The sequence below is a fragment of the Nibricoccus aquaticus genome (genome assembly GCF_002310495.1).
GTDB lineage: Bacteria > Verrucomicrobiota > Verrucomicrobiia > Opitutales > Opitutaceae > Nibricoccus > Nibricoccus aquaticus.
In genome coordinates, this window is the sequence record NZ_CP023344.1 from 2691324 (window position 1) to 2715233 (window position 23910).

Sequence of the window (23910 nt, forward strand, 5' to 3'; positions counted from 1 at the left end):
GGTTAGCTGCGGCCGGTGGCTTCGAGCATGATTTGGTGGGCGTCGGTTTGGGCGACGGGTCTGGCTTCGCCTAACACGCCGCGGCACATGACGGCGATGCGGTCGCAGATGCCGAGGAGCTCGGGGAGGTAACTGCTGACGACGAGGACGGCTTTGCCGGCGCACGCGAGTTCGTCGATCTGGCGGTAAATGGTGGCCTTGGCTCCGATGTCGATGCCGCGCGTGGGTTCGTCGAGGAGGAGGACATCGACGTCGTGGTGGAGGAGGCGGCCGATGGCGATTTTTTGCTGGTTGCCGCCGGAGAGCGCGCCGGCGGGCTGGTTGGGCGACTGGCACTTGATGCCGAGTTTTTCTATCCAACGGCGGGCGTCTTCGGCGAGGCGCGCGGGATTCACGAAGGTGTTGAGACGCGTGAGCGTCATGTTGTCGGCGATGGAAAGATCGAGGGCGAGGCCTTCGAGTTTCCGGTCTTCGCTGACGAGGCCGATGCTTTGTTTCCAACGTTCGTCGGGGGTGGCGCGGCCGATGTAGGTGCCGACGCGGATTTCGCCGGAGCGGACTTTATCGAGGCCGAAGACGAGACGGAGGAGTTCGGTGCGGCCGGCGCCGATGAGGCCGGCGATGCCGAGGACTTCGCCGGCGCGGAGTTCGAGCGAGGCGCTGGAAGGCTTCGAGGAGCCGGCGATGTTTTCGAGCGAGATGATGACGTCGCCGGTGGTGCGGAGCGTGCGCGGGTAGAGCTCGTGAACGTCGCGGCCTACCATCATGGCGACGATTTCGTTGTCGGTGATTTCGGAGACGCGGGCTTCGCCGACGCTGCGGCCGTCGCGGAGGACGGTGATGCGGTCGCAGACGGCGCGGACCTCTTCGAGGAAGTGGGAAATGTAGATGATCGCGAGGCCCTGCGCTTTCAGCTGACGGATGAGGGCGAAGAGGCGCTCGATGTCTTTTTGCGTGAGGGAGCTGGTGGGCTCATCGAGGACGAGTATCCGGGCTCCCACGACAACGGCGCGGCCGATTTCGATGAGCTGGCGTTCGGCGGGCGGGAGTTCGCTGACGGTCGTCTCGGTGGAGATGTGATCGAGGCCGACGGTGGTGAGGGCTTTGCGGGCGAGCGTGCGCGTTTCGCGCCAGTTCATGAAGCCGCCGCGGCCGGGTTCGATGCCGAGGACGATGTTTTCGGCGACGGAGAGATGCGGCGCGAGCGCGAGTTCTTGATAGATCATCGCGATGCCGGCTTCGCGGGAATCTAGGGGCGTGCGCGGGTGGAACGGTTTTCCGTCGAGCGTGAGTGTGCCGGCGTCGGGCGTGTGGACGCCGGAGAGCACTTTCATGAGCGTGCTTTTGCCGGCACCGTTTTCGCCGACGAGGGCGAGGACTTCACCGGCGCGAGCGGTGAGGCTGACGCCGGCGAGTGCGCGCGTGGGGCCGAAGTTTTTTTCGACGCCTTCCATGCGGAGGAGGTCGGGGGTCGAACTGGCGGCGGGGACGGACGGCATGTGTGGACGCTGGTAGGCGCGCGGATTTTTTTAAGAAATAGGTCCTATAGGTCTTATGGGACGTGTAGGACTTATGTCGGAGTCGGAGGGCGGAGGTGTTTTTTATTCGCCGCCGAGGATGGCTTTGACGGCGGGGGAATCGAGGTTGGCTTTGGTGACGAGTTCGCAGCCGGTGTCGACGCGGGCTTCGAATTTTTCGCCGCGGATGACGGCGACGGCGGTCTTCACAGAGAGGTAGCCCATCTTGAAGGGATTCTGGGCGACGATGGCGTCGATCTGGTCGCGCTTGAGAGCGGCGACGAGTTGGGAGGAGGTGTCGAAACCGACGAATTTTTTCTTACCGGCGAGGCCGTTCTGGCGGAGGGCGAGGAGCATGCCCTGAGTGGAAGGATCGTTGGGGCAGAAGATGCCGTCGGCCTCACGGATCTTGTCGATCATGTTCATGGCGGCGTCTTGCGCGGTGGAGATGCTGGGGCCGGCGTAGCGGTTGCTCATGATGACTTCGATGCCGGGGTGTTTCTTCATGACGCTGAGGAAACCTTCTTCGCGCTCGTTGGTGCTGGCGGAGCCTTCGATGTAGCGGAGGAGGACGACCTTGCCTTTGCCGTTGAGGAGGCGGGCGAGTTCTTCGCCGCCGATTTCACCGCCGCGGCGGTTGTCGGTCGCGACGAAGGAGGAGAACTCTTTGCCGGCTTCGCCGTTGAGGGCGGAGTCCATGATGATGACGGGGATTTTGGCGTCGGTCGCGCTGCGGACGGGGCCGACGAGGGCGGTGGCGTCGAGCGGGGCGAGGACGATGCCGGAGACTTTGGAGCCGACGAATTGCTGGACGACGGCGATCTGCTGGGCGCGGTCGTTTTCGAGGATGGGGCCGCGCCAGTTGATCTTCACGCCGGTTTCCTCGGCGGCTTTGCGCGCGCCGGCTTCGACGGTTTTCCAGAAGGGATGCGTGGTGCCTTTGGGGATGACGGCGAGGGTGATGTCCTGGGCGAAGGCGGCGGTGGAAAGGGTGAGCGAGAGAGTGAGGAGGGAGAGCAGGGATTTTTTCATGGGGAGGATTTGATGTGGAACTCAGGAAAGCTGGAAAAGGAAGTCGGAGAAAATGCTGCGGGAGTCGGAAGGAAGGGGAATAGGTCCTATGGGACGTATGGGTCTTATAGGACCTAGGGAAGACGAAGTTGTTTAGACTTCGATCATGGCTTTTAAGACGGCGGGGTTGCCGGAGATGTCGCGCGGGAAGATTTCGGGGACGTCGGCGAGTTTGAGGCGGTGGGTGATCCACGGTTGCGTATTCACTTTTCCCGCTTCGACGAGGGCGATGATGTCGCGGAAGGTGGCGGGGAGGGCGTTGCGGCTGCCCATGACGGTGAGTTCGCGGCGGTGGAAGTTCGGGTCGTTGAAGGTGACGTCGCCTTGGAAGAGTCCGACGAAAACGATGCGGCCGCCGTGCGCGGGGAGGTCGAAGGTGCCCATCATCGATTTCGGATTTCCGGTGGCGTCGATGACGCAGGTGGGGAGATCGCCGCCGCCGATTTTTTTGAGTTCGTCGATCGCGGACGGGCCGGCGGTGACGGTGTGTTTCACGCCGAGTTGATCGCGGCAGAAGGCGAGGCGGGATTCGGCGACGTCCATCACGATGAGCGTGGCACCGGTGACGAGGACGAACTGGATGACGCTGAGGCCGATGGGGCCGGCGCCGATGACGAGGACGACGTCGTCCTTCTTGATGTCGGCGCGCTCCACGGCGTGGGCGCCGATGGCGAGGGTTTCGACGAGGGCGAGCTGGTCGTAATTGAGTTTCTCGGACTTGTGGAGTTTGCGCGCGGGGATGGCGACGAGGGGGCGCATGCCGCCGTCGATGTGGACGCCCATGACTTTGAGGTCGGTGCAGCAGTTGGGTTTGCCGCGGCGGCAGGCGATGCAGCGGCCGCAGTTGATGTAGGGCTCGACGGAGCAGCGGTCGCCGGCTTTGAGGCCGTGCGGGTCGGATCCGGGGTTGATGACCTCGACGCCGAGTTCATGGCCGAGGACGCGCGGGTAGTTGAAGAAGGGTTGTTTGCCGGCGAAGGCGTGGAGGTCGGTGCCGCAGACGCCGATGCGGTGGACGCGGACGAGGGCTTCGCCGGGGGCGAGCGTGGGTTCGGGGGCGTCGTGGGTGGCGGCGAACTGGCCGGGGTTTTGGAGGGAAATCTGGAGCATGGATTTTTTTAACCGCGAATGGACGCTAATGAACGCGAATGGCGGAGACGGAGATGAAGACGGAATTTTTTAACCACTTATGCGCACTGAAGGACACTGATGCCGGAAGCAGAGACTTTCTGTTATTAGTGGCTCTCAGTGCTCATCAGTGGTGGAGAAGTCAGCCGATGAGGGCGTCGCGGTTTTCGGGGCGGCCGCGGGTGAAGTTGTGGTTTTTGATGGGGCGGAGGATGTCGAGGACGCGGCCCATGAGTTCGAAGTCGATGGGCTCTTCGAGGTAGGCGACGTTTTTGCGGATGTTCTCGGGGCTGGCGGTGCCGACGAGGGTGGTCGCGATCTGCGGGTGTTGCGTGGCGAACTGGATGGCGAGCTTGGCGATGTCGGCGCCGACGGCTTTGCAATAATCGGCGGCGCGGCGGGCGGTCTCGAGCATGAGCTTGGGCGCGGGATGCCAGGCGGGGACGCCGCGATCGGAGAGCAGGCCCATGCCGGTCGGGGAGGCGTTGATGATGCCGACGCCTTTGCCGCGAAGATAAGGAATGAGCGAATCGAGGGCCGTATCGTTGAGCTCGTAGCGGCAGAAGGAGAGGATCGTATCGACGATGCCAGGACCGGTGCGGTCGAGGATGCTGGTGAAGACTTTGAGCGGGAGGCCGGTGATGCCGATGTGGCCGATGCGGCCTTCTTCACGGAGCTTCACGAGAGCGGGGAGGGTTTCGTTTACGATCTGGTTGAGGTCGGCGAACTCGATGTCGTGGCACTGGAGCAGGTCGATGTAGTCGACGCCCAGGCGGGCGCAGCTTTCGTCGAGGCTGGTGAGGATGCGCGCGGGGGAGAAGTCGAAGACGCCGTGGTCGTACTGGCCGATCTTCGTGGCGAGGTAGTAGCGGTCGCGTTTGATCTCGCGGAGGGCTTTGCCGAGGACGGTCTCGGACTTGGTGGCGCCGTAGTAGGGCGACGTATCGATGAAATTGATGCCGAGATCGACGGCGGTGTGGACGGTGCGGATGCCTTCGCTGTCGTCGGTGGCGCGGAAGACGCCGCCGAGCGGGGACGAGCCGTAGCTGAGGACGGACACTTGAAGACCGGTCTGGCCGAGGGGGCGGTATTGCATGGCGGGGAAAGTTGAGAAGATAGGCCGAAAATTGGCGGCTGTGAATGCCTGCTTTTGGGCAAAGCCTGTCAATCATTGACCCGAGCGGGGTGGGTGCGGTGGAGGAGAATTTAATCTGGAACTCTGGAAGGCTGGAAAAGGCAGTGGACTGACGTTTGAAGACCGTGGATCGGACTGCGGGCGGAGCGTGGACAACGATGCGCGCGAAGGCGGAGTTGTCCCGTCCGGAGGAACAAGGGTTGCGTCGGGGTTTTGCAGCTCTGTGATCGGCGTGAGTTCGACCGATCTTTTCTTATCCCATGATGACCTTGATGACTGGCTTGGTTTTTTTTCGTGCAAAGCGCCGTGTGTGCGCGGCGGTTTTATTTTTCGCGGCTGCGGTCGCGTTGAGCATGGGGGCGGAAGATGCGTCGAAGAAGCTGCGCATCGTGCTCGTGGGTGATTCGACAGTGACGGATCACGCGGGGTGGGGCGGCGGGTTTAAGCGTTATCTGGCCGAGGGTGTGGAGTGCGTGAACACGGCGCAGGGTGGGCGGAGCTCGAAGAGTTTTATCGACGAAGGGCGGCTCACCAAGGCGGTGGAGGCGAAGGGGGATTTTTATTTGATTCAGTTCGGTCACAACGATCAGCCGGGGAAAGGGCCGGCGCGGGAGACCGATCCGGCGTCGACTTATCCGGAGTATATGGCGCGGTATATCGATGCGGTGCGGGCGATCGGGGCGCAGCCGATTCTCGTGACGTCACTGGTGCGGCGGACTTTCGATCCGGCGAATCCGGGGAAGATCGTGACGACGCTGACGCCGTATGTGGAGGCGGTGAAAAAACTCGGCGCGGAAAAGGGCGTGCCGGTGATCGAGCTTCATGCGAGCAGTCTGGCGCTGTGCGAGAAGCTCGGGCCGGTGGAGACGGCAAAGTTTGATCAGGTGAAGGATGGGAAAGCGGATACGACGCATCTGGAGGAGAAGGGATCGTTCGTTTTTGCAGGGTTGGTGGTGGCGGAGTTGAGGGAGAAAGTGCCGGGGCTGGCGCAGGCGTTTCGCGGGGAGGTGGGAATGAGTGTGGCAGCTGTTTCGGCGAAGCCGGATGCGATCGTGTCGGCGGATAATTCGGGGACGCATGTGACGGTGAGTGCGGCGGTGGCTTCGGCGCCGGAAGGCGGGACGAAGCCGTTTGTGATTTTGATCAAGCCGGGCGTGTACCGGGAGCACGTGCATGTGCCGAAGGAGAAGCCGTTCATCACGCTGCGGGGAGAACCGGGCGAAGCGGCGGCGACGGTGATCACGCGCGGGGTGAATCTGAAGTCGGTGGATGACAAGGGGCACAAGGTGCAGACGCGCGAGAGTGCGACGGTGCTGGTGCAGGGCGCGGATTTCACGGCGGAGGGCGTGACGTTTGAAAACACGACGACGCGTGAGGAAAAAGTGCAGGCGCTGGCGATCTACGTGGAGGCGGATCGGGCGGTATTTCGCGGGTGCCGGTTCCTGGGCTGGCAGGATACGGTGCGCGTGGAGAAGGGGCGGCAGTATTTTGAAAACTGTTACGTGAACGGGCATGTGGATTTTATCTACGGCGGCGGGTTCTCGGTGTTTAATCGCTGCGAGATTCATTGCCGGGCGGATGGGTACATCACGGCGGCGTCCACGGATGAGAAGGCTCCGTGGGGTTATGTGTTTCTTGACTGCCGGGTGACGGCGGGGCCGGAGGTGGAGCGCGGGGTTTATCTGGGGCGGCCGTGGAGGCCGTTTGCGGCGACGGCATTTGTGCGCTGCGAGTTGCCGGCGCAAATCCGGGCGGAAGGCTGGCACAACTGGGGCAAGGTGGAGAACGAAGCGACGGCGCGTTATCGTGAGTACAAGAACACGGGGCCGGGCGCGAAGGCGGACGGGCGGGTGAGCTGGGCGCGTGAGCTGACGGAGGCGGAGGCGCAGGCGTTCACGGTTGAGAAATTATTGAGCGGCAGCGACGGCTGGAGTCCGGTCAGGCCATGAGTGTGCGTGCGTGTTTGAGGATGCTCATCGGGTGGGTCGCGGCGGGTGCGTGCGCCGCGCTGAGCGCGGAAGAGCCGCGGGTAATCACGCTCTGGCCGGAAGGGGTGCCAGGGCTGCGGGCGGACGCGGCTCCGGAGCAGGTCGTGAACAACCGGATCGTGGCGGTGCATTATCCGACGTTGACGGTCTATGCGCCGGAGGCGGGGAAGGGAAATGGGACGGCGGTGATTTTTTGTCCGGGCGGCGGGTATGTGCGACTGGCGATCAGGGAGGGAGGAGGGTACGAGACGAAGCGGCTGGTGAGCGAAGGCGTGACGGTTTTCATGTTGAAGTACCGGATGGTCGAATACGGACATCCGGCGCCGTTGCAGGATGTGTTGCGAGCGGTTCGGCTGGTGCGGTCGCGGGCGGCGGAGCTGGGCGTGAAGCCGGATCGGATCGGGTTGCTTGGGCAGTCGGCGGGCGGGCATCTGGCGGGGTGCGCGGGGTTGTTATGGGATACTGAGGAGGGGAAGACAGGCGCGGAGCTGGATAATGTGAGTGCGCGACCGGACTTCGTGGCGCTGGTTTATCCGGTGATCACGCTGGCGGAGGCGTACACGCACAAGGGCTCGCGCGAGGCGTTGTTGGGGAAGGAGCCGGCGGTGGAGCTGGTGGAAAAACTATCGCTGGAGAAACACGCGCGGAAAGATGCGCCGCCGTTTTTCATCGCTGCGACGATGGCCGACAAGTCGGTACCGGTGCAGAACTCGCTGCGTTTTTATGAGGCGCTGCTGGCGGTGAAAGTACCGGCGGAGATGCACGTTTATGCGCAGGGTTCGCACGGGAACAGTCTCGATCCGCAGTATGGACCTACGGCGTTGTGGCCGGAGCGGTTGAGCGAGTGGATGCGATTTAACGGGTGGGGAGCGGCGCGCTGAGCGCGCCGCAATGACCAATGACCAATGACCAATGACCAATGACCAATGACCAATGACCAATGACCAATGACCAATGACCAATGACCAATGACCAATGGCCAGAAGCCAGAAGCCAGAAGCCAGAAGCCAGAAGCCAGAAGCCAGAAGCCAGAAGCCAGAAAGGCTGGCGCGGCTAGCATGAAAGCGGGAGGTGTCCAACTCGCGGGTTGATAACCCGCGCTCCGTTAGCCGCGCGGGCCGAGGAAGGTGGAGGGGGAGACGCCGTGGATGCGTTTGAAGGTGCGGGAGAATTGAAAGGGATCGAGGTGGAGATCGGCGGCGATTTCGCGGACGAGGCGGCCGGAGGAATGGAGGCGCTCGGCGGCCCACTGCATCTGGAGGCGCTGGAGGTAGCGGTAGGGAGTCTCGTCCTGGAAGCGTTGGAAGAGGCGGCAGAGGTAGGCTTCGTCGACGTGGCAGGCGGTGGCGGCGGACTGGAGCGTGGGGAGGGCGAGGAAGTGCTGGTCGATGTGCGCGCGGCAGCGCTCGAAGGTGGCCATGGAGCGGCGGGCGGCGGGGGAGCTGGGCTGGTTGGCGCGAACGATGGCGAGGAGGAGAAGCTCGAGTTGAAGCGCGCAGCTGCGGGCGGTGTGTCGGTCGTGGAGCGTGCCGAAGCGGATGAGTGCGTCGAAGGCGTTGCGGACATCCGTGGTGGTGCCGAGGCGGGTGAGCGTGCCGGGATTGAGGGCGCTTTCGCGCAAGAGCGCGGAGGCGCGGGCGCCGGTGAAGTTGACGAAGTATTTTTTCAGCGGGGCATCGGCGCTGGTGTGGATGCGGTGGCTGATTCCGGGGCCGTAGGTGAAGAGTGCGCCGGGGGCGAGATCGTGGCGTTTACCAGCTAGAACGAGTTCGCCGCGACCGGAGGCGACGAACTCGACGGATGGATACGGGAAAGTTTTGCGGTCGATGGTGTAGTCAGGCGCGCATTCCTCCCAGCCGCCGCAGACGACGGTGAGGCCGGGGGTGGGGCGGGGTTTTAAGTTGAGGTAGAAGCGGCGCGCGGCGGTGACCTGGGCGGAGACGAAGGCGGGGGGCTCGGGCGTCGGGCGCGGGGCGGGCATCGAGCGAAGAGTGCGGGGTGAAAAGTGAAGGGTGAAAGGGGACGCGGCAGCGGATGGGCGTGAGCGGCGGCGTTGTGCGAGCCCTACAGGCGGTACCACTCGGCGGCGGTGTCGCCGAGGATGCGGGCGCGGTCGGAGTCGGAGAGCCGTGTGGTGAAGCCTTCGACGGTTTGGTGCCAGCGGGCGTATTCAGAGTTCACTAGACAGGGGGGCCAGTCGGAGCCGAACATGAGGCGCTGCGGGCCGAAGGCTTTGAGGACGATGTCGAAGTATGGATGGATTTGTTCGGGCGTCCACGAGGCGAAGCCGGGGATCTCGGTGACGACGCCGGAGAATTTGCAGGCGACGTTTTCTCGGCGGGCGAGGTCGCGGATTTGTTTCATCCAGATGACATCGGGCGAACCTTGGACGACAGGTTTGGCGATGTGGTCGAGGACGAAGACTTGGTTGGGATGGCGGTCGACGAAGCGCGTAGCTTCTTCGAGCTGGTTGGCGAAAATGAGGATGTCGTAGACGAGTTTGCGGGCGGTGACTTCGCGGATGCCGGCGTTGAAGGCGGGGTTGTCGAGGAAGCCGGCGGGCTGGCCCTGGACGACGTGGCGGATGCCTTTGAGGCGCGGGTGGGCGGCGAAGCGGTCGAGTTCGGCGGAGACGGATTTTTCGGAGAGGGGGACCCAGCCGACGACACCTTTGATGAAGGGACTTTTATCGGCGAGTTCGAGCAGCCAGCGGGTTTCCTCGGTGGTCATGCGGGCCTGAACGGCGATGCAGCCGTCGATGGCGCGAGCGACGAGTTCGGGGGCGAGATCAACCGGGAGATAGTCGCGGCGGATGCGAGCCATGGCGTCGGAGATCCAGCCGAAGTCGTCGGTGTTGTAGCGCCAAAAGTGGTGATGCGAGTCGATCTTCATGGAGAAGGAGATTTCGGAGCGTGAGCGGGGTGGGGCGCGGGCCAAGGGAGAAAGCGGATGGGTTTCTGCTGCTAGGGCGCGCAGGGAGTTGAATGCAGATCGCCACGACTGCGAGCGTGCGAGCGTGCAGATCGCCTTGATGGGCGGTGGTGTTGATGGGAAGTCCGCTTGGATGGTGGCGAGATGGATGGCGAGTTTTCCCTCGGGCGGAGCTGTCATTGAGAGAGATTGTCGGTGGTGGGTTAGCGCTGGCATGAGGTATGCGATTTCTGGACTCTCTTATGAACCTCACCGATTCCCACGAGCAGCCGTTCCTATCCCATGAACAGATCGCAGCACGCTCTCACGAGCTGTGGCAAAAGGCAGGATCGCCGGAAGGGCGCGATCTCGAATTCTGGCTGGGCGCGGAGGCTGAGCTGGCGCGTGACCATGTGGACGTGAAGCAGACGCAGCGCGGTGAGATCACCAATCCGGCACGCTCGACACCGGGTGGAAGCGAAAAAGGGAAACCTGCGACGTTTCCGAAAGATGAGAGTGCGGTGAAGCCGGCCAAGAAAACGAGCCGCGTGACTGCTGCTGCGAAATAATTTCCGGCGGGCTTTCGATTGTATCCCGAAAGCTTGGTACGGTGTGTGTGGGCCGCTCCTGCCCTGAAGTGATAATCAGCAGGAGCGGCCTTTGCTTTTTGGAAATCTGAGACAGGTCAGGCGAATGCAAAAAAGCGCCAGGCTTTTGGGGCGCGGCGCTGGAGGATTTGCGAGCGAGTTTGTCTAGGTTGTCTAACTCGAACTCGGAAAGGCCTGACGTGAAGTCAGGCCCGAAGGCGGAAGGACGACAGAAGGGTTAGTCGAGTTTGCTGAGGTTGACCCAGGCGCGCTTGGCGGAGGATTCGAGGCCGGCTTCGGCGAGTTGGACGCCTTTGGCGCCTTCGAGGAGGCTCCAGCGGAACGGTTCGTTGTTCACGACGTGCTTCAGGAAGAGCTCCCACTGGATCTTAAACGCGTTGTCGAAGTTCTGGTACTCGGGGACTTTCTGCCAGCCTTCGAAGAAATTGATCGGCTGGGTGATGTCGGGGTTCCAGACGGGGCGCGGGGTGTTCTCGGCGCGCTGGGTGTAGACGTCACGGAGAGTCGCGACGGCGGAGCCTTTGGTGCCGTCCACTTGGAGCGTGAGGAGATCGTCACGGCGGACGCGGACGGTCCACGAGGAGTTGAAATGGAGGATGATGTTTTGATCGGTCTCGAACGTGGCGTAGGCGGAGTCGTCGGCGGTGCACTTGTAGCGTTTGCCGGATTCGTCGATGCGCTCGTCGATGTGCGTGGCGGCGAGGCAGGAGACGGCCTTCACGTTGCCGAAAAGGTTGTCGATGACGTAGCGCCAGTGGCAGAGCATATCGATGATCATGCCGCCGCCGTCTTCCTTGCGGTAGTTCCACGAGGGGCGCTGGGCGGGCTGTAGGTCGCCTTCGAATACCCAGTAGCCGAACTCGCCACGGACGGAGAGGATTTTACCGAAGAAGCCGGAGTCGATGAGCATCTTGAGCTTCATGAGACCGGGGAGCCAGAGCTTGTCCTGGACGACGCCGTTCTTGAGGCCGGCGGCGGTGGCTTCTTTGTAGAGCGCGAGCGAGGTCGGGATGTCGAGCGCGGTGGGCTTTTCGCAGTAGATGGCTTTTTTCGCAGCGATGGCTTTGCGGACGCCTTCGACGCGGCGGTCGGTGGTCTGCGAGTCGAAGTAGATCTGGTTGAAGGGATCTTTCAGCGCGGCATCGACGTCGGTCGTGACGCGGGTGACGCCGTTGGCCTTGGCGAGGGCCTGGAGTTTATCGAGGTTGCGACCGACGAGGATGGGGTCGGGCATGATGACGTCGCCGTTGGCGAGTTTGACGCCGCCTTGTTTGCGGATGGCGCAGATGGAACGGATCAGGTGCTGATTCGTGCCCATGCGTCCGGTGACGCCGTTCATGATGATGCCGATGGTGTGTTCTTTCATTGGATTGGAAGTAGCGAGTAGCGGGTAGTGCGTAGCGAGTAGGACGGAAGGTCGGAGGATAGGGCCAATAGGTCTTATGGGACTTATGGGTCCTATATCGGAGGACTCAGGAGTGATTGAGGTAGGCGGATTTTATGTTTTCGAGGAATTGGGATTGGTCCTGCGACCAGAGGCGGTTGGAGAAGATTTCGACTTCGTTGAAGCCTTTGAAACCGGCTTCCTCGACCCAACCGCGGATCTGGCGGATGGGGATGCAGCCTTCGCCCATGAGGCCGCGGTCGTTGAGGAAATCGACGGTCGGCGTGCGCCAGTCGCAGATGTGGAAGGCGAAGAGCGTGCCTTCGCGTCCGCTGGCTTTGATCTCGGCCTCGAGGTTGTCGTCCCACCAAAGATGATACACGTCGGCGGCGATGCCGACGAAGGGGGATTTGAGCTGGTTACACATCGCGCGCGCCTGGCCCATCGTGTTTACGGCGGAGCGGTCGTTGGCGTACATCGGGTGAAGCGGCTCGATGGCGAGCTTCACGCCGGCGGCTTGGGCGTGCGGGAGGACGGCGGCGATGCCGTCGGTGATTTGTTTGCGGGACTCGACGAGGGATTGTCCGGGGACGGCGCCGACGACGAGGACGATCATGGGCGCACCGAGGGCGGCGGCTTCGTCGATGCAGCGGCGGTTTTCGTCGATGGCTTTGGCTCGGTCGGCAGGAGCGAGCGCTGGGAAGAAGCCGCCGCGGCAGAGGGAGACGATGCTGAGGCCGTGGTCGCGTATCAGTTTCCCGGAGTCGGCGACGTTGCGGCCTTCTAGGGCCTGGCGCCAGACAGTGATGCCTTTGACGCCGGCGGCGGCGTAGTTACGCACGGCGTCATCGAGGGCCCACGGTTTAGTGGTGATCGTGTGGACGCAGAGGCGGGAGAGGTCGGTGAGCGGTGAAACAGGCATTGGGGACGGCGGAGCGAATAGGCGAGTTGGCGGTGATCGGAATAGGTCCTATAGGGCTTATGGGTCTTATAGGACCTATGGTGGCGCGGGGCGCGCCGAGCGGAGAACTTAGAAGCCGAAGAAGGTGTAGTATTTGCCGTCGGCCATGCGCTGGATGAGGAGGGCGAGTTCGCGGGCGTGGTAGTCGCCCCACATGCAGGCTTCGCCACACGGAACCTTCTGGCCTTTGGGCACGTGGTCCCAGCCGTTCGGACGGTGATAGACGGAGTGGAGGAGGAGGCCTTGGTGCTTCGTGTCGCCTGAAGTGTAGGTTTCGCTGAAGAGTGTTTTAGCGACGTTGAGGCCGGCGGTGAGGTAGCGGGCGCCGTCTTTGGCGTTTTTGTGGGCCTTCAGGTAATTGCCGAGGCGGATGAGGCCTTGGGCGGAGATAGCGGCGGCGGAGCTGTCGACGGGCTCGTGCGGGTTGAAGGGCTCGGCGTCGCGGTCGAGGTATTCGCCCATGAAGGCGAGGCCGGGGGCGCCGGTGTCCCAGTAGGGGATGCCGTCGGTCGGGGTGTGCGCGAGGTAGAAGTCGGCGGTGGCGCGGGCGGACTCAAGGAAGCGGGCGAGGATTTGTTTCTTGCCGCCAAAGGCTTTGAACTCGGATTCGGGGAGCGTATCCAGAAATTCGAGCTGCTCAGCGTAGCCGCAGAGAATCCAGGCCTGGCCACGCGTCCAGGTGCTGAAGGGTGAGTAGCCTTGTTGCGAGCTGGGGCAGCGGTAGGAGCCGTCGTTGAGATTGAAGATGGATTCGTGGGCGACGCGTCCTCGGAGGTCGTAGGAGTCGCGGCCTTTGCCGAAGTAGACGTTGTAGCGAGCGGTGGTCTCGGCGTGCTGGAAGATGCGGCCGAGGAGGTTGATCTTGCGGTCGCGTTCGCCCATCAGGCTGTGGCCGAGCTGGTGAGAGAGGGCGAGGGCGCGGAGCGAGCGGATGGTGTCGGCGAAGAGCGAGTGCGGGCCGTTGAAGGAGTAGATGTAGCCCTGGTTTTCGGGGAGATCGGTCCAGCGCGCGGCCTGGACGGCACCGGTGATCTTGAGGGCGAGTTCGTAGAAATTGATGTCGCCTTCGGAGGCTTTGAGGAGGCCGGCTTTCGCGAGGAAGTAGAGGTTGCCGTAGGTGGAGACGTTGTTGAAGCCGTGGTCGTGGACGCCGATGTGGCTCACGTGGCTGGCCATGTACTTGAGCGTGCCTTCCTGGCCGATCGCGAGGGCCTTCTTGTCACCAGTTGCCGCATACTGGAGGATCGCGGAGCCGAACTGGAAGCCTTGGGTCCACTCGGTCCAGCCGCGCGAGGTGTATTTTCCCGCGATAGTGAACACGGGCGTGCCTTTGGAGGAGTCCCAGTCTTTTTGGAGATTGAAGATCTTTTTGGCGGAGACGTCCCAGAGGCGGTTGATGTCGGACGTGAGGGACTTCGGGGTGATGGAGGGATCGAGGCGGATCATGGTCGGAAAATTATGAATGAAGAATTAGGAATTATAAAACGTGTCAGAGGCGGCGGAGGTGGAAGCCGCCGTCGATGGGGATGACGGCGCCGGTTGAGAAGGGGAGGTCGCCGGCGATGATGGCGCGGACGGCGCGGCCGACGTCTTCGCCGGTGCCCCAGCGTTTTTGGGGGACGAGGCCGTCTTCGAGGAGTTTGTCGTATTTGCCTTTCACGCCGGCGGTCATGTCGGTCGCCATGATGCCGGGGCGGAGTTCGACGACTTGGATGTTGTCGGCGGCGAGGCGGGTGGCCCAGAGCTGCGCGGCCATGGCGAGGCCGGCTTTGGAGATGCAGTAGTCGCCGCGGTTCACCGAGGCGGTGTTGGCGGAGATCGACGTGACGTAGATGATTTTGAAACCGGTCGGGAGCGCGGGTGTTTGTTTGCCGGAGAGCCAGTGCTGGACGACGGACTGGGTAAGAAAATACGGACCTTGGAGATTGGTGCGGATGAGTTCTTCGAAGGACTCTTCGCTGGCTTCGGTGATGTCGGCGCGGACTTTGGGGGCGATGCCGGCGTTGTTCACGAGGGCGTCGATTCGGCCGAGGTTGGCGATCGTTTCGGAAACGAGGCGGGTGCGGTCGGCCTTGGAGCTGATGTCGGCCTGGACGGGGAGAAATTTTTGCGCGGGTGACTTGGAGGCCTGCTGGCAGAGTCCGACGGTTTCCTCGGCGGCGGCACGATTGCCAGCGTAGTTGATGGCGACGGAGCAGCCTTCGGCGGCGAGCTGGATCGCGACGCCGCGACCGAGGCCGCGGCCAGCGCCGGTTACAAGGACGACGGGGATGGGGTTCTGCGTGGACGACATGGGGATGTTATAGCGGAAAGGCGGGCGGGAGCGTGAGGATTTTGTCGTGGTGGGTTAGGACAATTTCGACTTGGGTGCTGTCCGATATGCGACGGTTTCGTTCACTGCTGATTGATAAGGCCGATATCCGGCTGCCGGGGTTGCATGTGCTGACGTTTGCGCTGCACCGGCATTTGCCGGAGCACGCGTCGGTCGAGCCGCATAAGCATGGGTGGAGTCAGGCGATTCTTTATCTGAGCGGAAATGGACGGCAGGTGCTCGCGGGGAGCGAGGCGCGGGTGGAGCCTGGTACATTGGTGCTGCTGCCGCCGGGGGTGTCGCACGCATTTTCGCGCGGGGATGGGCGCGCGCCGTTGTGCGTGATGATTGATTTTCGGTTGAAGGGGGCGCGCCGGCGGGAGGCGGTGGTGTGTTCGTTGAATCGCTCGGAGTTAGCGCAGGTGAAGCAGCAGCTCGGGCAGTTGATGAAGCTGCCGGGCGGCGCGAGTGGACAGAACGCGCTGCACTGGGAGGGCGCGGTGGCGATGTTGCAGGTGTTGATCACGGCGCTGCGTTCGGCGGGATGGCTGGAGCGCGTGGCGGCGGTTGCGGGCGGGAAAAGTGGCAACGCGATTCAGGGGATGCTCGCGAAAGTGGATCATGAGAGTCCGCTCGGGCAGGTGGTGCAGAAGAGCGGCTATCAGCGCGATCATTTGAACCGGCTGGTGAAGAAAGAGACCGGGCTGACGCTCGGGCAGTTTCGCGCGCAGCAGCGGCTCACGAAAGCGAAGGAATTACTCGGGCAAGGCGTGCAGGTCGCGGCGGTGGCGACGGCGGTGGGGCTGCCGGATCAGAGTTATTTCGCGCGGTGGTTTCGGCGGCAGACGGGGCAGGCGCCGAGTGTTTGGGGGCGCGGGCGGGTGGGGTGAGGACGGCGACTGATGTGACCACTGCCGTCCTTATGTCATTTAGCCTTATTCGGAACAGGCGCTGGAGAGCGGGCGTGCTCATTTCCCTTATCGCGTAGAATCGAGGAAAGGGCGCTCAAGTCCGCATAGTAAATCCCGCCAAGCGGCGTGCGAAATCCCAGCAAAACTTCAGAGACTTCGCTTGAGTCTTCGACAAGTTCCCGTCCCGACAAAACGATCATATAACCCAATCCTTTCAGTCGTGGTGTGATGATCTCGAATTCCATGCGACTCTTTCGCTCTCCTGAGCCGCCGTGTGTGCAGCACCATTTGATTTTTGAAGAGCCTCCCAGCTTTGCATTACTTTCGGCGACGGTTAGCGGGTATTTTAGTGAGGCGATGAGACTCTCGAATTCCCAAAGCTCGTTCATCGCGTCTGCGGAAATTTCGAGCGCCGCATCGGTTGCGACGTTTGATCGATCCGCCGCTTGTGCGAAACAGGTCATGACAAGGAAAAGCAGGATAATTGCGGGGGGCTTCATTTGGGATAGAGGTTGGTAGCGGGTTGCAGGCCTCGCGACGATGGAGGGGCGCCCGCCAGGGCTTAGGATGCGCGACGTTGGAGAGGCGTTGGAGACGAACCGGCCTCAGGTGAACTGAGGCCCTACAATAAGCACGGCTAGGCGACGGTGTTGGCGGGCTGCTTTGCGGGCGCAGCGACTTTGCGTGGTTGGGTGCGGGTCGCGTGCGGCGGGAGTTCGGCGAAGGGGGCGGGGGCGCGGAACCAGGTGCGCCAGCCTTCGCGGAGTTCGAGCCAGAGGTATTCGCAAAAAAGTCCGGTGACGCGCAGCGGGAGCCAGCGATCGAGGAAGAAGCTCAGCATCGTGTGATGATGCGCGTTGGTTTTTCCCCACACGCCGCGGCGGAGGCGGTCGCGGGCCATTTTGGCGAAGCGGGCGTTGTAGAGGCGGATGAAGCGGCCGGGGAGTTTGGATTCCTTGCTCGCGAAGGCGGGGCGTTCGAGGGCGCTGTGGCCGTGTTTGTAAGGCTGGGTGACGACGCCGAGGTAGTAGAGGTTGAGGTCGAGCTTGAAGGCCAGGGTCATCAGCTCCTGGTCGGCCATGTAGAAATATTTGTCTTTGTAGATGCCGTTGAACCAGCCCTCGTAGCTGGAGCGGAAGCGCTGGTTGTGGCGCTCGAGGTGGACGGCGGCGGGTTTGCCGCGGAGGCAGCCGTCGATCAGCGCGGCGGTGGCGCTGGTCGTGTAGCTGATCCAATCCATGCCGGGGGAATAAAACGGGTCCATGAACGCGGCGGCGTCACCGACGAGGGCGAAGCCTTTTCCGGCGAACGTGGTGGAGCGGTAGGCGAGGTTGCGGCGGAAATGGATGTCTTCCTTTTGCCACTTGGCGTCGGCGAGGATTTCGGCGGCGACGGGGTTGGTGTTGAGCATCTCGCGGAGGCGTTCGCCGAGGACGGGGCCTTCGGGGAGATCGGTGATGCGCTGGTCGAAGACGACGCCGACGCTGACGTCGCCGCCTTTGAGCGGGATGACCCAGGCCCACCAGCCGAGGCCGGTGATGTGGTTGGTGGCGGTGTAGCGAAAGGCTTTGGTGCGGCGCGCCCACTTGGGGAATTTTTGCGCGAGCTCGGGTGAGTCCATGTTCTTCACGCCGCTCCAGCGCGACCAGCAGGCGGCGATGGGATGCTCGTGGTTGACCCTGTACCAGCCGTTCTTGCGGGCGAGCATCGCGTTGACGCCGGACGCGTCCACGACCCACTTGGCGCGCTCGACGCCGGTGCGGCCGTCTTCGTCGTCCCACGTGATCGTCTGCACGCCGCCTTCGACGAGCGTGATGTCTTTCACGCGGGCGGGGCGCAGTAGTTGGACGCCGGATGCGACGGCGTTCGCGAGGACTTTTTCGTCGAGGACGGAGCGGTCGACCTGGAAACTGCCGAGGCGGGAGTTGAAGGCCGGGCCGGTTTCGGAGCAGTCCTCCAGGGTCTTGGTCTCGCTATTTTTGAACCAGTAGCGGAGGCCTTGTTTGGCGAGTTGTTTCTCGTGGAGATGTTCGGTGAGGCCGAGGACGCGGGTAAGGAAATAGGAGCTGATCTCAACGGTGGCTTCGCCGACGCGGCGGGTCATCTTGGAACTGCGCTCGATGATGAGGATTTTGAGCTTGGGGTTGCGGCGCTTGAGGAGGAAAGCGGTGGCGCCGCCGGAGAGTGCGCCGCCGACAACGACGACGTCCCAGGGAGCTGAGGAAGGAGGGGTGGAGGAATCGGAGGGCGCGGTGGCGGTTTCCATGACGGGAAGGGCGGAGTGTTTTTAAGATTTGGCGGCGGCGGTCTCTCGGGTGGGCGAGGGCTGCGCAGTTTCTTCGACACCGTACATGCCGGAGAAGTCGATGCGGGGGACGACGGGGAAGAATTTTTGCACGCGGCAGATGAAGAGGAAGAGGGCGAAGCGCCAGCGGACGGGCCACAACATGCGGGCGTCGCCGGCGACGATGGAGTTCACGGCGCGGTCGAGACCGAGTGGCGGCGTGGCGCAGAGGAAGACGGAGAAGGCGTCGTTGTCGTAGAAGCAGGCGATGAGGTCTTTGAAGACCTTCGCGCGTTTCTTGATGCGCTTTGAGTAGCTCGTCCGCTCGGACTGCGTGAGGCCGCGGTTTTGGCGCTGGGCTTCCGTGATGAGGCGGACGGCGTCGCGGGCGGAGTTCATGCCGACGTACACGCCGGAGGAGAAGATGGGGTCGAAGAAGCCGCCGGCGTCGCCGATCATCACCATGCGCTCGGTGGCGAGTTCCTGGCGGAAGTAGGAGTAGTCGCTGGTGACGTGGAACTCCATCGCGGGGCGCGCGCCTTGCATGATCTCGAGGAGCTTGGGCGAACTGGCGACGGCGTGGTTGAAGATTTCCTCGGGCGTGCCTTTGCCGCGGCGCATCGACTCGACGGTGGTGACGAGGCCGACGGAGGTGTGGGCTTCGTCGATTGGGATAAGCCAGAACCAGCCGTCGGCGAGGCGGACGACAACGGTATGGCCGGCGCCGATGCCGGGCGGGCGGATGACGTTTTCGAAGTGGCTGTAGATCGCGACGCGCTTGGGAAAGGGCGAAGGGTCGAGCGGCTTTTTGGCCTCGGAGGGGAAATGGTTTTCGCGTCCACCGGCATCGAGGACCCAGCGGGCGGTGCGTTCCTCGGTGGATTTATCGGCGTGCTCGATGGTGACGCGGATGCCGCCGTCGATGGGCGTGACGGAGCGGACGGTGGCGGGCTGCTTGATCTGGGTGCCGAGTTCGCGGGCGTGATCGAGGAGGAGTTTGTCGAACTTCGCGCGGCTGACCTGAAACGTCTGATCGAGGCCACGGACGATGCCTTCGGAAAAGATGATTTCCTTGGTGGCGAGGCCGTTGGTGAGGTGGAAGAGGGCGCCGGATTTTTTGATGAAGCCAGCGCGCTCGATTTTGGGCCACGCGCCGGTCTCGCGCATGATCTCGTTGCCGTGCGGGAGGAGGGATTCGCCGATGTGGAAACGCGGGAAAGCGAGGCGCTCGACGAGGCAGACGTTGAGGCCTTCTTTGCGGGCGAAGGCGGCTGCGGTGCTGCCGGAAGGGCCGCCGCCGATGATGAGGACGTCGTGGTCGAAGTTTGTCATGGTGCTGACGGAAGTGATGACCCGTCCTCGAACTTCTCTAATCGCTCACGAGCGTAGGAAATGAATTCTTCGATCACGACGAGTGGAATATCGTTACCAAATGTTGTGATTATGAGCGTGCGCTCAGCATCGCTCCTAAACACTTCAGCGATGACTTCCTGATCGCAGAGCAGCTCCGCACCAAGGCCGTCGCGCTGAATATCAGAAGCGGTCTGCATGCTAAATGGACCTGCGATTTTCATTTCCTGTGAAGTCACTTCGTTGAAGCCGCCGCTGGTTTCACCGCCGTGTACTCGCTGAAGAGACCGGCGAGGGCTATGCGTTTCACCTGCTCGAAACCGACGCGATTCAGGCTGGCGAGGATCTGCTCGGGAGGGACGAAGGCGTCCATGGTTTCCCAGTAGTAAACCATCATCTCTTTCGCGGCGGCGCTGCGGGTGAAGAGGCGGGTGAAGCCGGGGTAGATATTTTTGAAGTACACGCGGAAGAGCCAGGCGCGAAAACCCTTTTGAGGTTTTGTCACTTCCAGGAGGAGGACTTTGCCGCCGGGTTTGAGGGCGCGGAAGTATTCGGCGAAGGCGATGTCGAGATCGCCTACGTGACGAAGCGCGTAGCCCATCGTGAGGAAGTCGAATTGGTTGCTCTCGACGGGCAGTGCATCGGCGCGGCCGATCAGCAGGGTGGCATCGGGGACTTTGGCGGAGACGTGCGACAACATGCCGCGGCTGGGGTCGACGCAGGTGATGTTCTTGCCGCCGCCCAGTACGCGCGAAGCGGCTTCAGCGACGAGGCCGGTGCCGCTGGCGACATCGAGGACTTCCATGCCGGGTTTGAGGCCGTTTTTCTGCTGCGCCCATTTGCGGTAAAATTTCCCCGAGCCAAGGAAGCCCCAGCCGACGGTGCGGTCGTAGTAATTCGCGCCAGCATCGAAGAGTTTTTCCACGTACTCGGGTTTCTCGGCGTCGGTCTGGTAGCGTTGGGCGATGGGGGCGTGTGGTTGCATATGAGAGAGAGCGGCGGTGGGCGCTGGGTACGTGGGGCGGATGGAAGGAGCGTGGTTAACGTATGGCAATACCGGGCGTGGGGCGGCGATTAAGCCTAGCCGTGGTGTGCGTGGGAAATTTTCTGAAACAGGCGCGGATATGTTCGGATAAGCCCATCGCCGCCTCTCTGTGCCCACACATCCCGGGGAGTGCGGCTCCAGCCTCATTCATACCATGCCGTCTCCCGACTCCACCGGGGCGTCGCCTGCGCGTAGCCAGGACCGCCCGTCTCCGTCCGCTGCGTCCGCTCGGCGCATCGTCATCGTCAAATGGGACATGCTCACGGCGGATGTTCTCGGCCGTCTGGCGCGCGAGGCCTATCCATCGGCTGACGTCACGATTTGCCGGACCGGTGCCGACGCGCTGGATACGTTGCGGCGCCGGCCGGCGGCGCTGGGGATTTTCGGGCTGACGCTGCCGGACATCGATGGGCTGGATCTGCTCGCGCTGGTGGCGGACGAGCATCTGGCGGCGCGGCGGATGATCGTGACCGGGCGGCGCGATGAGTATTCGCGGCAGGCGTTGCGTGTTGCGCGGGTGCAGGGCGTTTTCGACACGTCGGTGGAGGACAGCGAGTCGCTGGTGGCGGCGATCCGGCGGGTAGGGGAGGGCGGGGACTATTTTAGCGCGACGTTGGGCAGTGCGTCGCCGGTGCCAGCGTCGCGGCCGGACAAGGACCGGAAAGTGGAGACGCTGACCTTCATCGAGCAGCAGGTGTTCACGATCATGCTGGAAGGGCTCGAAGACGAACCGCTCGCGAAACGGCTCGGCATGACTGCGCAGGCCGTGTGCTCGCATCGCGCGAGCATTTTGAAAAAATTGCACGTGCAGAGCATCGAGCAGCTCCCGGCATTTATCCGGCGCACGAACAAGCCTTGGAAGTAAGCGGGTTTGCGCCCGCCCGCTCCGGGCTTCCCGTGCGGGGTTTTTGGCGTACGGTGGCGCGCAGCATGAAACTCACGCCCGAACAATTCGCCGCGACCCTCGACTCGACCAATCTACGTCTCGACGCCACTGCGGCCGAGATCGTGGCGCTCTGCAAAGAAGCGCAGACACACCGCTTCGCCTGCGTGATGATTTATCCGGCCAGCGTGTTGCTGGCCGCCCAGGTGCTGGCGGGAACCGGCGTTCGCATCGGCACGGTGATCGGGTTTCCCAGCGGGCGTTTCACGACGGCGGCCAAGGCGGCGGAGATCGACGCGATGGCCTCCGCTGGTGCCCATGAAGTGGATATCGTGATGAACTACGCGGCGCTGCGCGATGGCCGTGAAGCGGATGTCGCCGCTGAGCTCGCCGAGCTGACGAGCCGTGCGCACGGCCACGGGCAGCTCGTGAAAGTGATCACGGAAAATTGTTACCTCAACGAAGCGCAGATCCTCGCGGCGCTGAACATCTGCGAAGAGGTGGGCGTGGATTTTATCAAGACATCGACGGGCTTTGGCAGCGCGGGCGCGAAGCTCGAGCACATCAAACTCTGGGCGGAAAAGCGGCGCGGGCTGATCAAGATCAAGGCGGCGGGCGGCATCAAAACTCTGCCCGACGCGCTGGCGCTGATTGCGGCGGGCGCGGAGCGGTTGGGGACGTCCAGCGCCAGTGCCCTGCTCGCGGAGTATCGCGGAGAAAAGTCCGCGACGGCCGCATCGGGCGCGTACTGAGCGGCCGCGCATGAGCGGAATCGTTGAGGCTTTTTTCTCGGCCCGGCCGAGGGAGATTGTTGGAGTCGCGCGCATGGCAGCCGTCCGCAATTTTCCACGAGTGAAGCAATCCCGGCGCGTGCGCGTCATCGGCGCGCTGTTGCTGGCGGCGGTTTTTCCCGGCTGCGAACAACCGCCTGCCGCCACACGGACGACTATCGCGACGGTGGCGCCGGCCGCGGTCGATGAATCGAGCGGGCTTGCCGCTTCGCGCCGCACGCCCGATCTGCTTTGGACGCACAACGACAGCGACGGCGAACCGGTTCTCTACGCGATCGGGCTCGATGGGAAATTGTGTGGCAGCGTGCGCATCGCGGGCATCACGAACATCGACTGGGAAGACATGGTGTCGTTCGAGCTCGATGGCCGCGCGTGGCTCGCGGTCGGCGACATCGGCGAGAACATCACGCGCAAAACCGGTGCGGCTGTTTATGTGGTGGCCGAGCCGTCCGCTGCTGAACTTTCGCCGGAGCGCGAGACGGTGGTGCCAGTCGCGTGGTCGGTGCCGGTGCGTTACGCCGACGGGCGGCACGATTGCGAATCGCTCGCTGTCGATGTGCGTGAGCAGCGTATTTATCTGCTGAGAAAACGAGAGGACGAGAAACCGCTTTATTCGTTGCCGCTCCGCCCCGTACCAGCGGGCGCGTCCACTCCGGAAGCGCAACGACTCGGGCTGGTCCCGCATATTCCGCAACCTAACTCCGAGCAACGCGCCGTGCCGATCGCCACGGGCCGCTGGCGTGGAAATCCGACGTCGATGGATATCGCCGCTGATGGATTGAAGGCAGTCGTGCTGACTTACGGAGATGTGCTGCTGTTTGCGCGCAAACCCGGTGAAACGTGGGCGACGGCGCTCGCGCGCAAACCCGTGATCCTCCCGCCGCACGGACTCGCGCAGGCGGAGGCGGTGTGCTTTTCGCCGGACGGGCGCTCGATCTTTGTCACCGAAGAAAAACTCCACACGCAGCTGCTGCGCTACGACCTGACTCAATCGTCCCCATGAACTTCTTGATGTCTTCACCGCCTTTCACGCGCCGGACCGCTGCTGGTTTATTGATGGGCGTGCTGATCTGTCTGCTGCCGATGACCGCGCTGGCTGGCGATAAAGAGGATGTGCGCGCCGCCGACCTGCGGCGGATCAGCGCGTTGATCCATGCGGACCGCGCGGCGCTCGATGCTGTGCTGGCCGACGAGTTAACCTACGGACACTCCGACGGGCGCGTGCAGACGAAGGCCGAGCTGCTGGCGGCGCTCACGGCGGGCGCGGTGACTTACCAATCTTACGATGGCCCGCCACCGGTGGTGCGTATCCAGGAAACGGTGGCATTGCTTTCGGGTATCGCGGAACTGGAAGCGACGGCGCGAGGCACGCAGGTGAAACTATGGCTGCGTTATCTCGCGGTTTACGAGAAGCGCGACGGAGCGTGGCGGCTCACCGCCTACCAATCGACGCGGCTCGAGCAGCCGCCTGCCGGGCTGCGCTGAGCGGGGCTGGCGCGGTTCGCGCGCGGCGTGGTGTCCGCCACGAGCGATGGGTGTCTGAGACACGCGTCGATGACGTGATTGAGAGGATTTTAACGCGTTCCGGGCCGAACCGGCCGGAATAGGGAGTGTCACGCGCGCAACTGTCATC

23 protein-coding genes are annotated in these 23910 nt (G+C 63.0%); 8 read left to right on the forward strand and 15 right to left on the reverse strand.

The features are described from left to right. Positions 1-2: 2 nt before the first annotated feature. The 4 genes from CMV30_RS10920 to CMV30_RS10935 form a co-directional block, all read right to left on the reverse strand. Positions 3-1499 (reverse strand): sugar ABC transporter ATP-binding protein, encoded by a 1497-nt coding sequence (locus CMV30_RS10920; RefSeq protein ID WP_096056057.1) that lies wholly within the window; start codon positions 1497-1499, stop codon positions 3-5. A 102-nt stretch (positions 1500-1601) separates the two neighbouring features. Further along, positions 1602-2549 carry an ABC transporter substrate-binding protein gene (locus CMV30_RS10925; protein WP_096056058.1) on the reverse strand — a complete coding sequence of 316 codons (948 nt, stop codon included), beginning with the start codon at positions 2547-2549 and terminating at the stop codon, positions 1602-1604. A gap of 132 nt (positions 2550-2681) precedes the next feature. Next, positions 2682-3698, reverse strand: coding sequence for a zinc-binding alcohol dehydrogenase family protein (locus CMV30_RS10930; protein ID WP_096056059.1), 1017 nt, complete (start codon positions 3696-3698; stop codon positions 2682-2684). A gap of 160 nt (positions 3699-3858) precedes the next feature. Beyond that, positions 3859-4812, reverse strand: coding sequence for an aldo/keto reductase (locus tag CMV30_RS10935; RefSeq protein WP_096056060.1), 954 nt, complete (start codon positions 4810-4812; stop codon positions 3859-3861). Positions 4813-5111: 299 nt separating this feature from the next. On the opposite strand from CMV30_RS10935, the gene CMV30_RS10940 reads away from it, so the two are divergent. Next, on the forward strand, positions 5112-6800 hold the full coding sequence (locus tag CMV30_RS10940; RefSeq protein WP_096056061.1) for a pectinesterase family protein: 1689 nt from the start codon (positions 5112-5114) through the stop codon (positions 6798-6800). Beyond that, positions 6797-7720, forward strand: coding sequence for an alpha/beta hydrolase (locus CMV30_RS10945; protein ID WP_245844118.1), 924 nt, complete (start codon positions 6797-6799; stop codon positions 7718-7720). Before CMV30_RS10940 ends, CMV30_RS10945 begins: the two co-directional genes overlap by 4 nt. A 224-nt stretch (positions 7721-7944) precedes the next feature. On the opposite strand, the gene CMV30_RS10950 is transcribed toward CMV30_RS10945, so the two are convergent. Next, on the reverse strand, positions 7945-8820 hold the full coding sequence (locus CMV30_RS10950) for an AraC family transcriptional regulator (protein WP_096056062.1): 876 nt from the start codon (positions 8818-8820) through the stop codon (positions 7945-7947). Positions 8821-8903: 83 nt separating this feature from the next. Then, entirely contained in the window at positions 8904-9950 is a 1047-nt protein-coding gene (locus CMV30_RS10955; RefSeq protein WP_245844120.1) for an amidohydrolase family protein, read from the reverse strand. A 62-nt stretch (positions 9951-10012) separates the two neighbouring features. Here CMV30_RS10955 and CMV30_RS10960 point away from each other — a divergent pair, with 62 nt between their 5' ends. Then, complete coding sequence (locus CMV30_RS10960; protein ID WP_138223245.1) at positions 10013-10318, forward strand: DUF2934 domain-containing protein; 306 nt, start codon at positions 10013-10015, stop codon at positions 10316-10318. 256 nt (positions 10319-10574) lie between these two features. On the opposite strand, the gene CMV30_RS10965 is transcribed toward CMV30_RS10960, so the two are convergent. The 4 genes from CMV30_RS10965 to CMV30_RS10980 all read right to left on the reverse strand — a co-directional run bounded on the left by CMV30_RS10965 (position 10575) and on the right by CMV30_RS10980 (position 14995). Next, positions 10575-11723, reverse strand: coding sequence for a Gfo/Idh/MocA family protein (locus tag CMV30_RS10965; protein ID WP_096056064.1), 1149 nt, complete (start codon positions 11721-11723; stop codon positions 10575-10577). Between the two features lie 106 nt (positions 11724-11829). After that, positions 11830-12663 (reverse strand): sugar phosphate isomerase/epimerase family protein, encoded by an 834-nt coding sequence (locus CMV30_RS10970; protein ID WP_096056065.1) that lies wholly within the window; start codon positions 12661-12663, stop codon positions 11830-11832. Between the two features lie 108 nt (positions 12664-12771). Next, positions 12772-14148 (reverse strand): glycoside hydrolase family 88 protein, encoded by a 1377-nt coding sequence (locus CMV30_RS10975; protein ID WP_175414831.1) that lies wholly within the window; start codon positions 14146-14148, stop codon positions 12772-12774. Positions 14149-14191: 43 nt separating this feature from the next. After that, positions 14192-14995: a 3-ketoacyl-ACP reductase gene (locus tag CMV30_RS10980; protein WP_096056066.1), complete on the reverse strand. Its 804-nt coding sequence runs from the start codon at positions 14993-14995 to the stop codon at positions 14192-14194. An 86-nt stretch (positions 14996-15081) separates the two neighbouring features. Between CMV30_RS10980 and CMV30_RS10985 the strand changes: the two genes are divergently transcribed. Next, entirely contained in the window at positions 15082-15903 is an 822-nt protein-coding gene (locus CMV30_RS10985) for a helix-turn-helix domain-containing protein (RefSeq protein ID WP_096056067.1), read from the forward strand. A gap of 35 nt (positions 15904-15938) precedes the next feature. Here CMV30_RS10985 and CMV30_RS10990 read toward each other — a convergent pair whose 3' ends face one another. From CMV30_RS10990 to CMV30_RS11010, 5 genes are all read right to left on the reverse strand, one after another. After that, positions 15939-16424, reverse strand: coding sequence for a hypothetical protein (locus CMV30_RS10990; protein ID WP_096056068.1), 486 nt, complete (start codon positions 16422-16424; stop codon positions 15939-15941). Positions 16425-16561: 137 nt separating this feature from the next. Further along, positions 16562-18190 carry an NAD(P)/FAD-dependent oxidoreductase gene (locus CMV30_RS10995; RefSeq protein WP_096056069.1) on the reverse strand — a complete coding sequence of 543 codons (1629 nt, stop codon included), beginning with the start codon at positions 18188-18190 and terminating at the stop codon, positions 16562-16564. Positions 18191-18211: 21 nt separating this feature from the next. After that, positions 18212-19540, reverse strand: coding sequence for an NAD(P)/FAD-dependent oxidoreductase (locus CMV30_RS11000; RefSeq protein WP_096056070.1), 1329 nt, complete (start codon positions 19538-19540; stop codon positions 18212-18214). Continuing rightward, on the reverse strand, positions 19537-19782 hold the full coding sequence (locus CMV30_RS11005; RefSeq protein WP_096056071.1) for a hypothetical protein: 246 nt from the start codon (positions 19780-19782) through the stop codon (positions 19537-19539). The genes CMV30_RS11000 and CMV30_RS11005 overlap by 4 nt, the downstream gene beginning before the upstream one ends. Before the next feature lie 11 nt (positions 19783-19793). Beyond that, complete coding sequence (locus CMV30_RS11010) at positions 19794-20543, reverse strand: class I SAM-dependent methyltransferase (RefSeq protein ID WP_096057728.1); 750 nt, start codon at positions 20541-20543, stop codon at positions 19794-19796. Between the two features lie 214 nt (positions 20544-20757). On the opposite strand from CMV30_RS11010, the gene CMV30_RS11015 reads away from it, so the two are divergent. The 4 genes from CMV30_RS11015 (at position 20758) to CMV30_RS11030 (ending at position 23762) form a co-directional block, all read left to right on the forward strand. Continuing rightward, the gene (locus CMV30_RS11015; RefSeq protein WP_096056072.1) at positions 20758-21468 is read left to right on the forward strand and encodes a LuxR C-terminal-related transcriptional regulator; all 711 of its coding nucleotides are present in this window, start codon (positions 20758-20760) and stop codon (positions 21466-21468) included. Positions 21469-21533: 65 nt separating this feature from the next. Continuing rightward, a complete protein-coding gene (deoC, locus tag CMV30_RS11020; protein ID WP_096056073.1) occupies positions 21534-22238 on the forward strand; it encodes a deoxyribose-phosphate aldolase in 705 nt (234 codons plus the stop codon). Positions 22239-22338: 100 nt separating this feature from the next. Next, the gene (locus CMV30_RS11025) at positions 22339-23280 is read left to right on the forward strand and encodes a hypothetical protein (protein WP_138223246.1); all 942 of its coding nucleotides are present in this window, start codon (positions 22339-22341) and stop codon (positions 23278-23280) included. Beyond that, positions 23277-23762, forward strand: coding sequence for a nuclear transport factor 2 family protein (locus CMV30_RS11030; RefSeq protein WP_096056075.1), 486 nt, complete (start codon positions 23277-23279; stop codon positions 23760-23762). The genes CMV30_RS11025 and CMV30_RS11030 overlap by 4 nt, the downstream gene beginning before the upstream one ends. Positions 23763-23910 lie beyond the last annotated feature (148 nt).

Bases quoted from the DNA above. Each gene is read 5' to 3' on its own strand.
- CMV30_RS10920 (WP_096056057.1), bottom strand. From the start codon at position 1,499: ATGCCGTCCGTCCCCGCCGCCAGTTCGACCCCCGACCTCCTCCGCATG.
- CMV30_RS10925 (WP_096056058.1), bottom strand. From the start codon at position 2,549: ATGAAAAAATCCCTGCTCTCCCTCCTCACTCTCTCGCTCACCCTTTCC.
- CMV30_RS10930 (WP_096056059.1), bottom strand. From the start codon at position 3,698: ATGCTCCAGATTTCCCTCCAAAACCCCGGCCAGTTCGCCGCCACCCAC.
- CMV30_RS10935 (WP_096056060.1), bottom strand. From the start codon at position 4,812: ATGCAATACCGCCCCCTCGGCCAGACCGGTCTTCAAGTGTCCGTCCTC.
- CMV30_RS10940 (WP_096056061.1), top strand. From the start codon at position 5,112: ATGATGACCTTGATGACTGGCTTGGTTTTTTTTCGTGCAAAGCGCCGT.
- CMV30_RS10945 (WP_245844118.1), top strand. From the start codon at position 6,797: ATGAGTGTGCGTGCGTGTTTGAGGATGCTCATCGGGTGGGTCGCGGCG.
- CMV30_RS10950 (WP_096056062.1), bottom strand. From the start codon at position 8,820: ATGCCCGCCCCGCGCCCGACGCCCGAGCCCCCCGCCTTCGTCTCCGCC.
- CMV30_RS10955 (WP_245844120.1), bottom strand. From the start codon at position 9,950: ATGACAGCTCCGCCCGAGGGAAAACTCGCCATCCATCTCGCCACCATC.
- CMV30_RS10960 (WP_138223245.1), top strand. From the start codon at position 10,013: ATGAACCTCACCGATTCCCACGAGCAGCCGTTCCTATCCCATGAACAG.
- CMV30_RS10965 (WP_096056064.1), bottom strand. From the start codon at position 11,723: ATGAAAGAACACACCATCGGCATCATCATGAACGGCGTCACCGGACGC.
- CMV30_RS10970 (WP_096056065.1), bottom strand. From the start codon at position 12,663: ATGCCTGTTTCACCGCTCACCGACCTCTCCCGCCTCTGCGTCCACACG.
- CMV30_RS10975 (WP_175414831.1), bottom strand. From the start codon at position 14,148: ATGATCCGCCTCGATCCCTCCATCACCCCGAAGTCCCTCACGTCCGAC.
- CMV30_RS10980 (WP_096056066.1), bottom strand. From the start codon at position 14,995: ATGTCGTCCACGCAGAACCCCATCCCCGTCGTCCTTGTAACCGGCGCT.
- CMV30_RS10985 (WP_096056067.1), top strand. From the start codon at position 15,082: ATGCGACGGTTTCGTTCACTGCTGATTGATAAGGCCGATATCCGGCTG.
- CMV30_RS10990 (WP_096056068.1), bottom strand. From the start codon at position 16,424: ATGAAGCCCCCCGCAATTATCCTGCTTTTCCTTGTCATGACCTGTTTC.
- CMV30_RS10995 (WP_096056069.1), bottom strand. From the start codon at position 18,190: ATGGAAACCGCCACCGCGCCCTCCGATTCCTCCACCCCTCCTTCCTCA.
- CMV30_RS11000 (WP_096056070.1), bottom strand. From the start codon at position 19,540: ATGACAAACTTCGACCACGACGTCCTCATCATCGGCGGCGGCCCTTCC.
- CMV30_RS11005 (WP_096056071.1), bottom strand. From the start codon at position 19,782: ATGAAAATCGCAGGTCCATTTAGCATGCAGACCGCTTCTGATATTCAG.
- CMV30_RS11010 (WP_096057728.1), bottom strand. From the start codon at position 20,543: ATGCAACCACACGCCCCCATCGCCCAACGCTACCAGACCGACGCCGAG.
- CMV30_RS11015 (WP_096056072.1), top strand. From the start codon at position 20,758: ATGCCGTCTCCCGACTCCACCGGGGCGTCGCCTGCGCGTAGCCAGGAC.
- deoC (WP_096056073.1), top strand. From the start codon at position 21,534: ATGAAACTCACGCCCGAACAATTCGCCGCGACCCTCGACTCGACCAAT.
- CMV30_RS11030 (WP_096056075.1), top strand. From the start codon at position 23,277: ATGAACTTCTTGATGTCTTCACCGCCTTTCACGCGCCGGACCGCTGCT.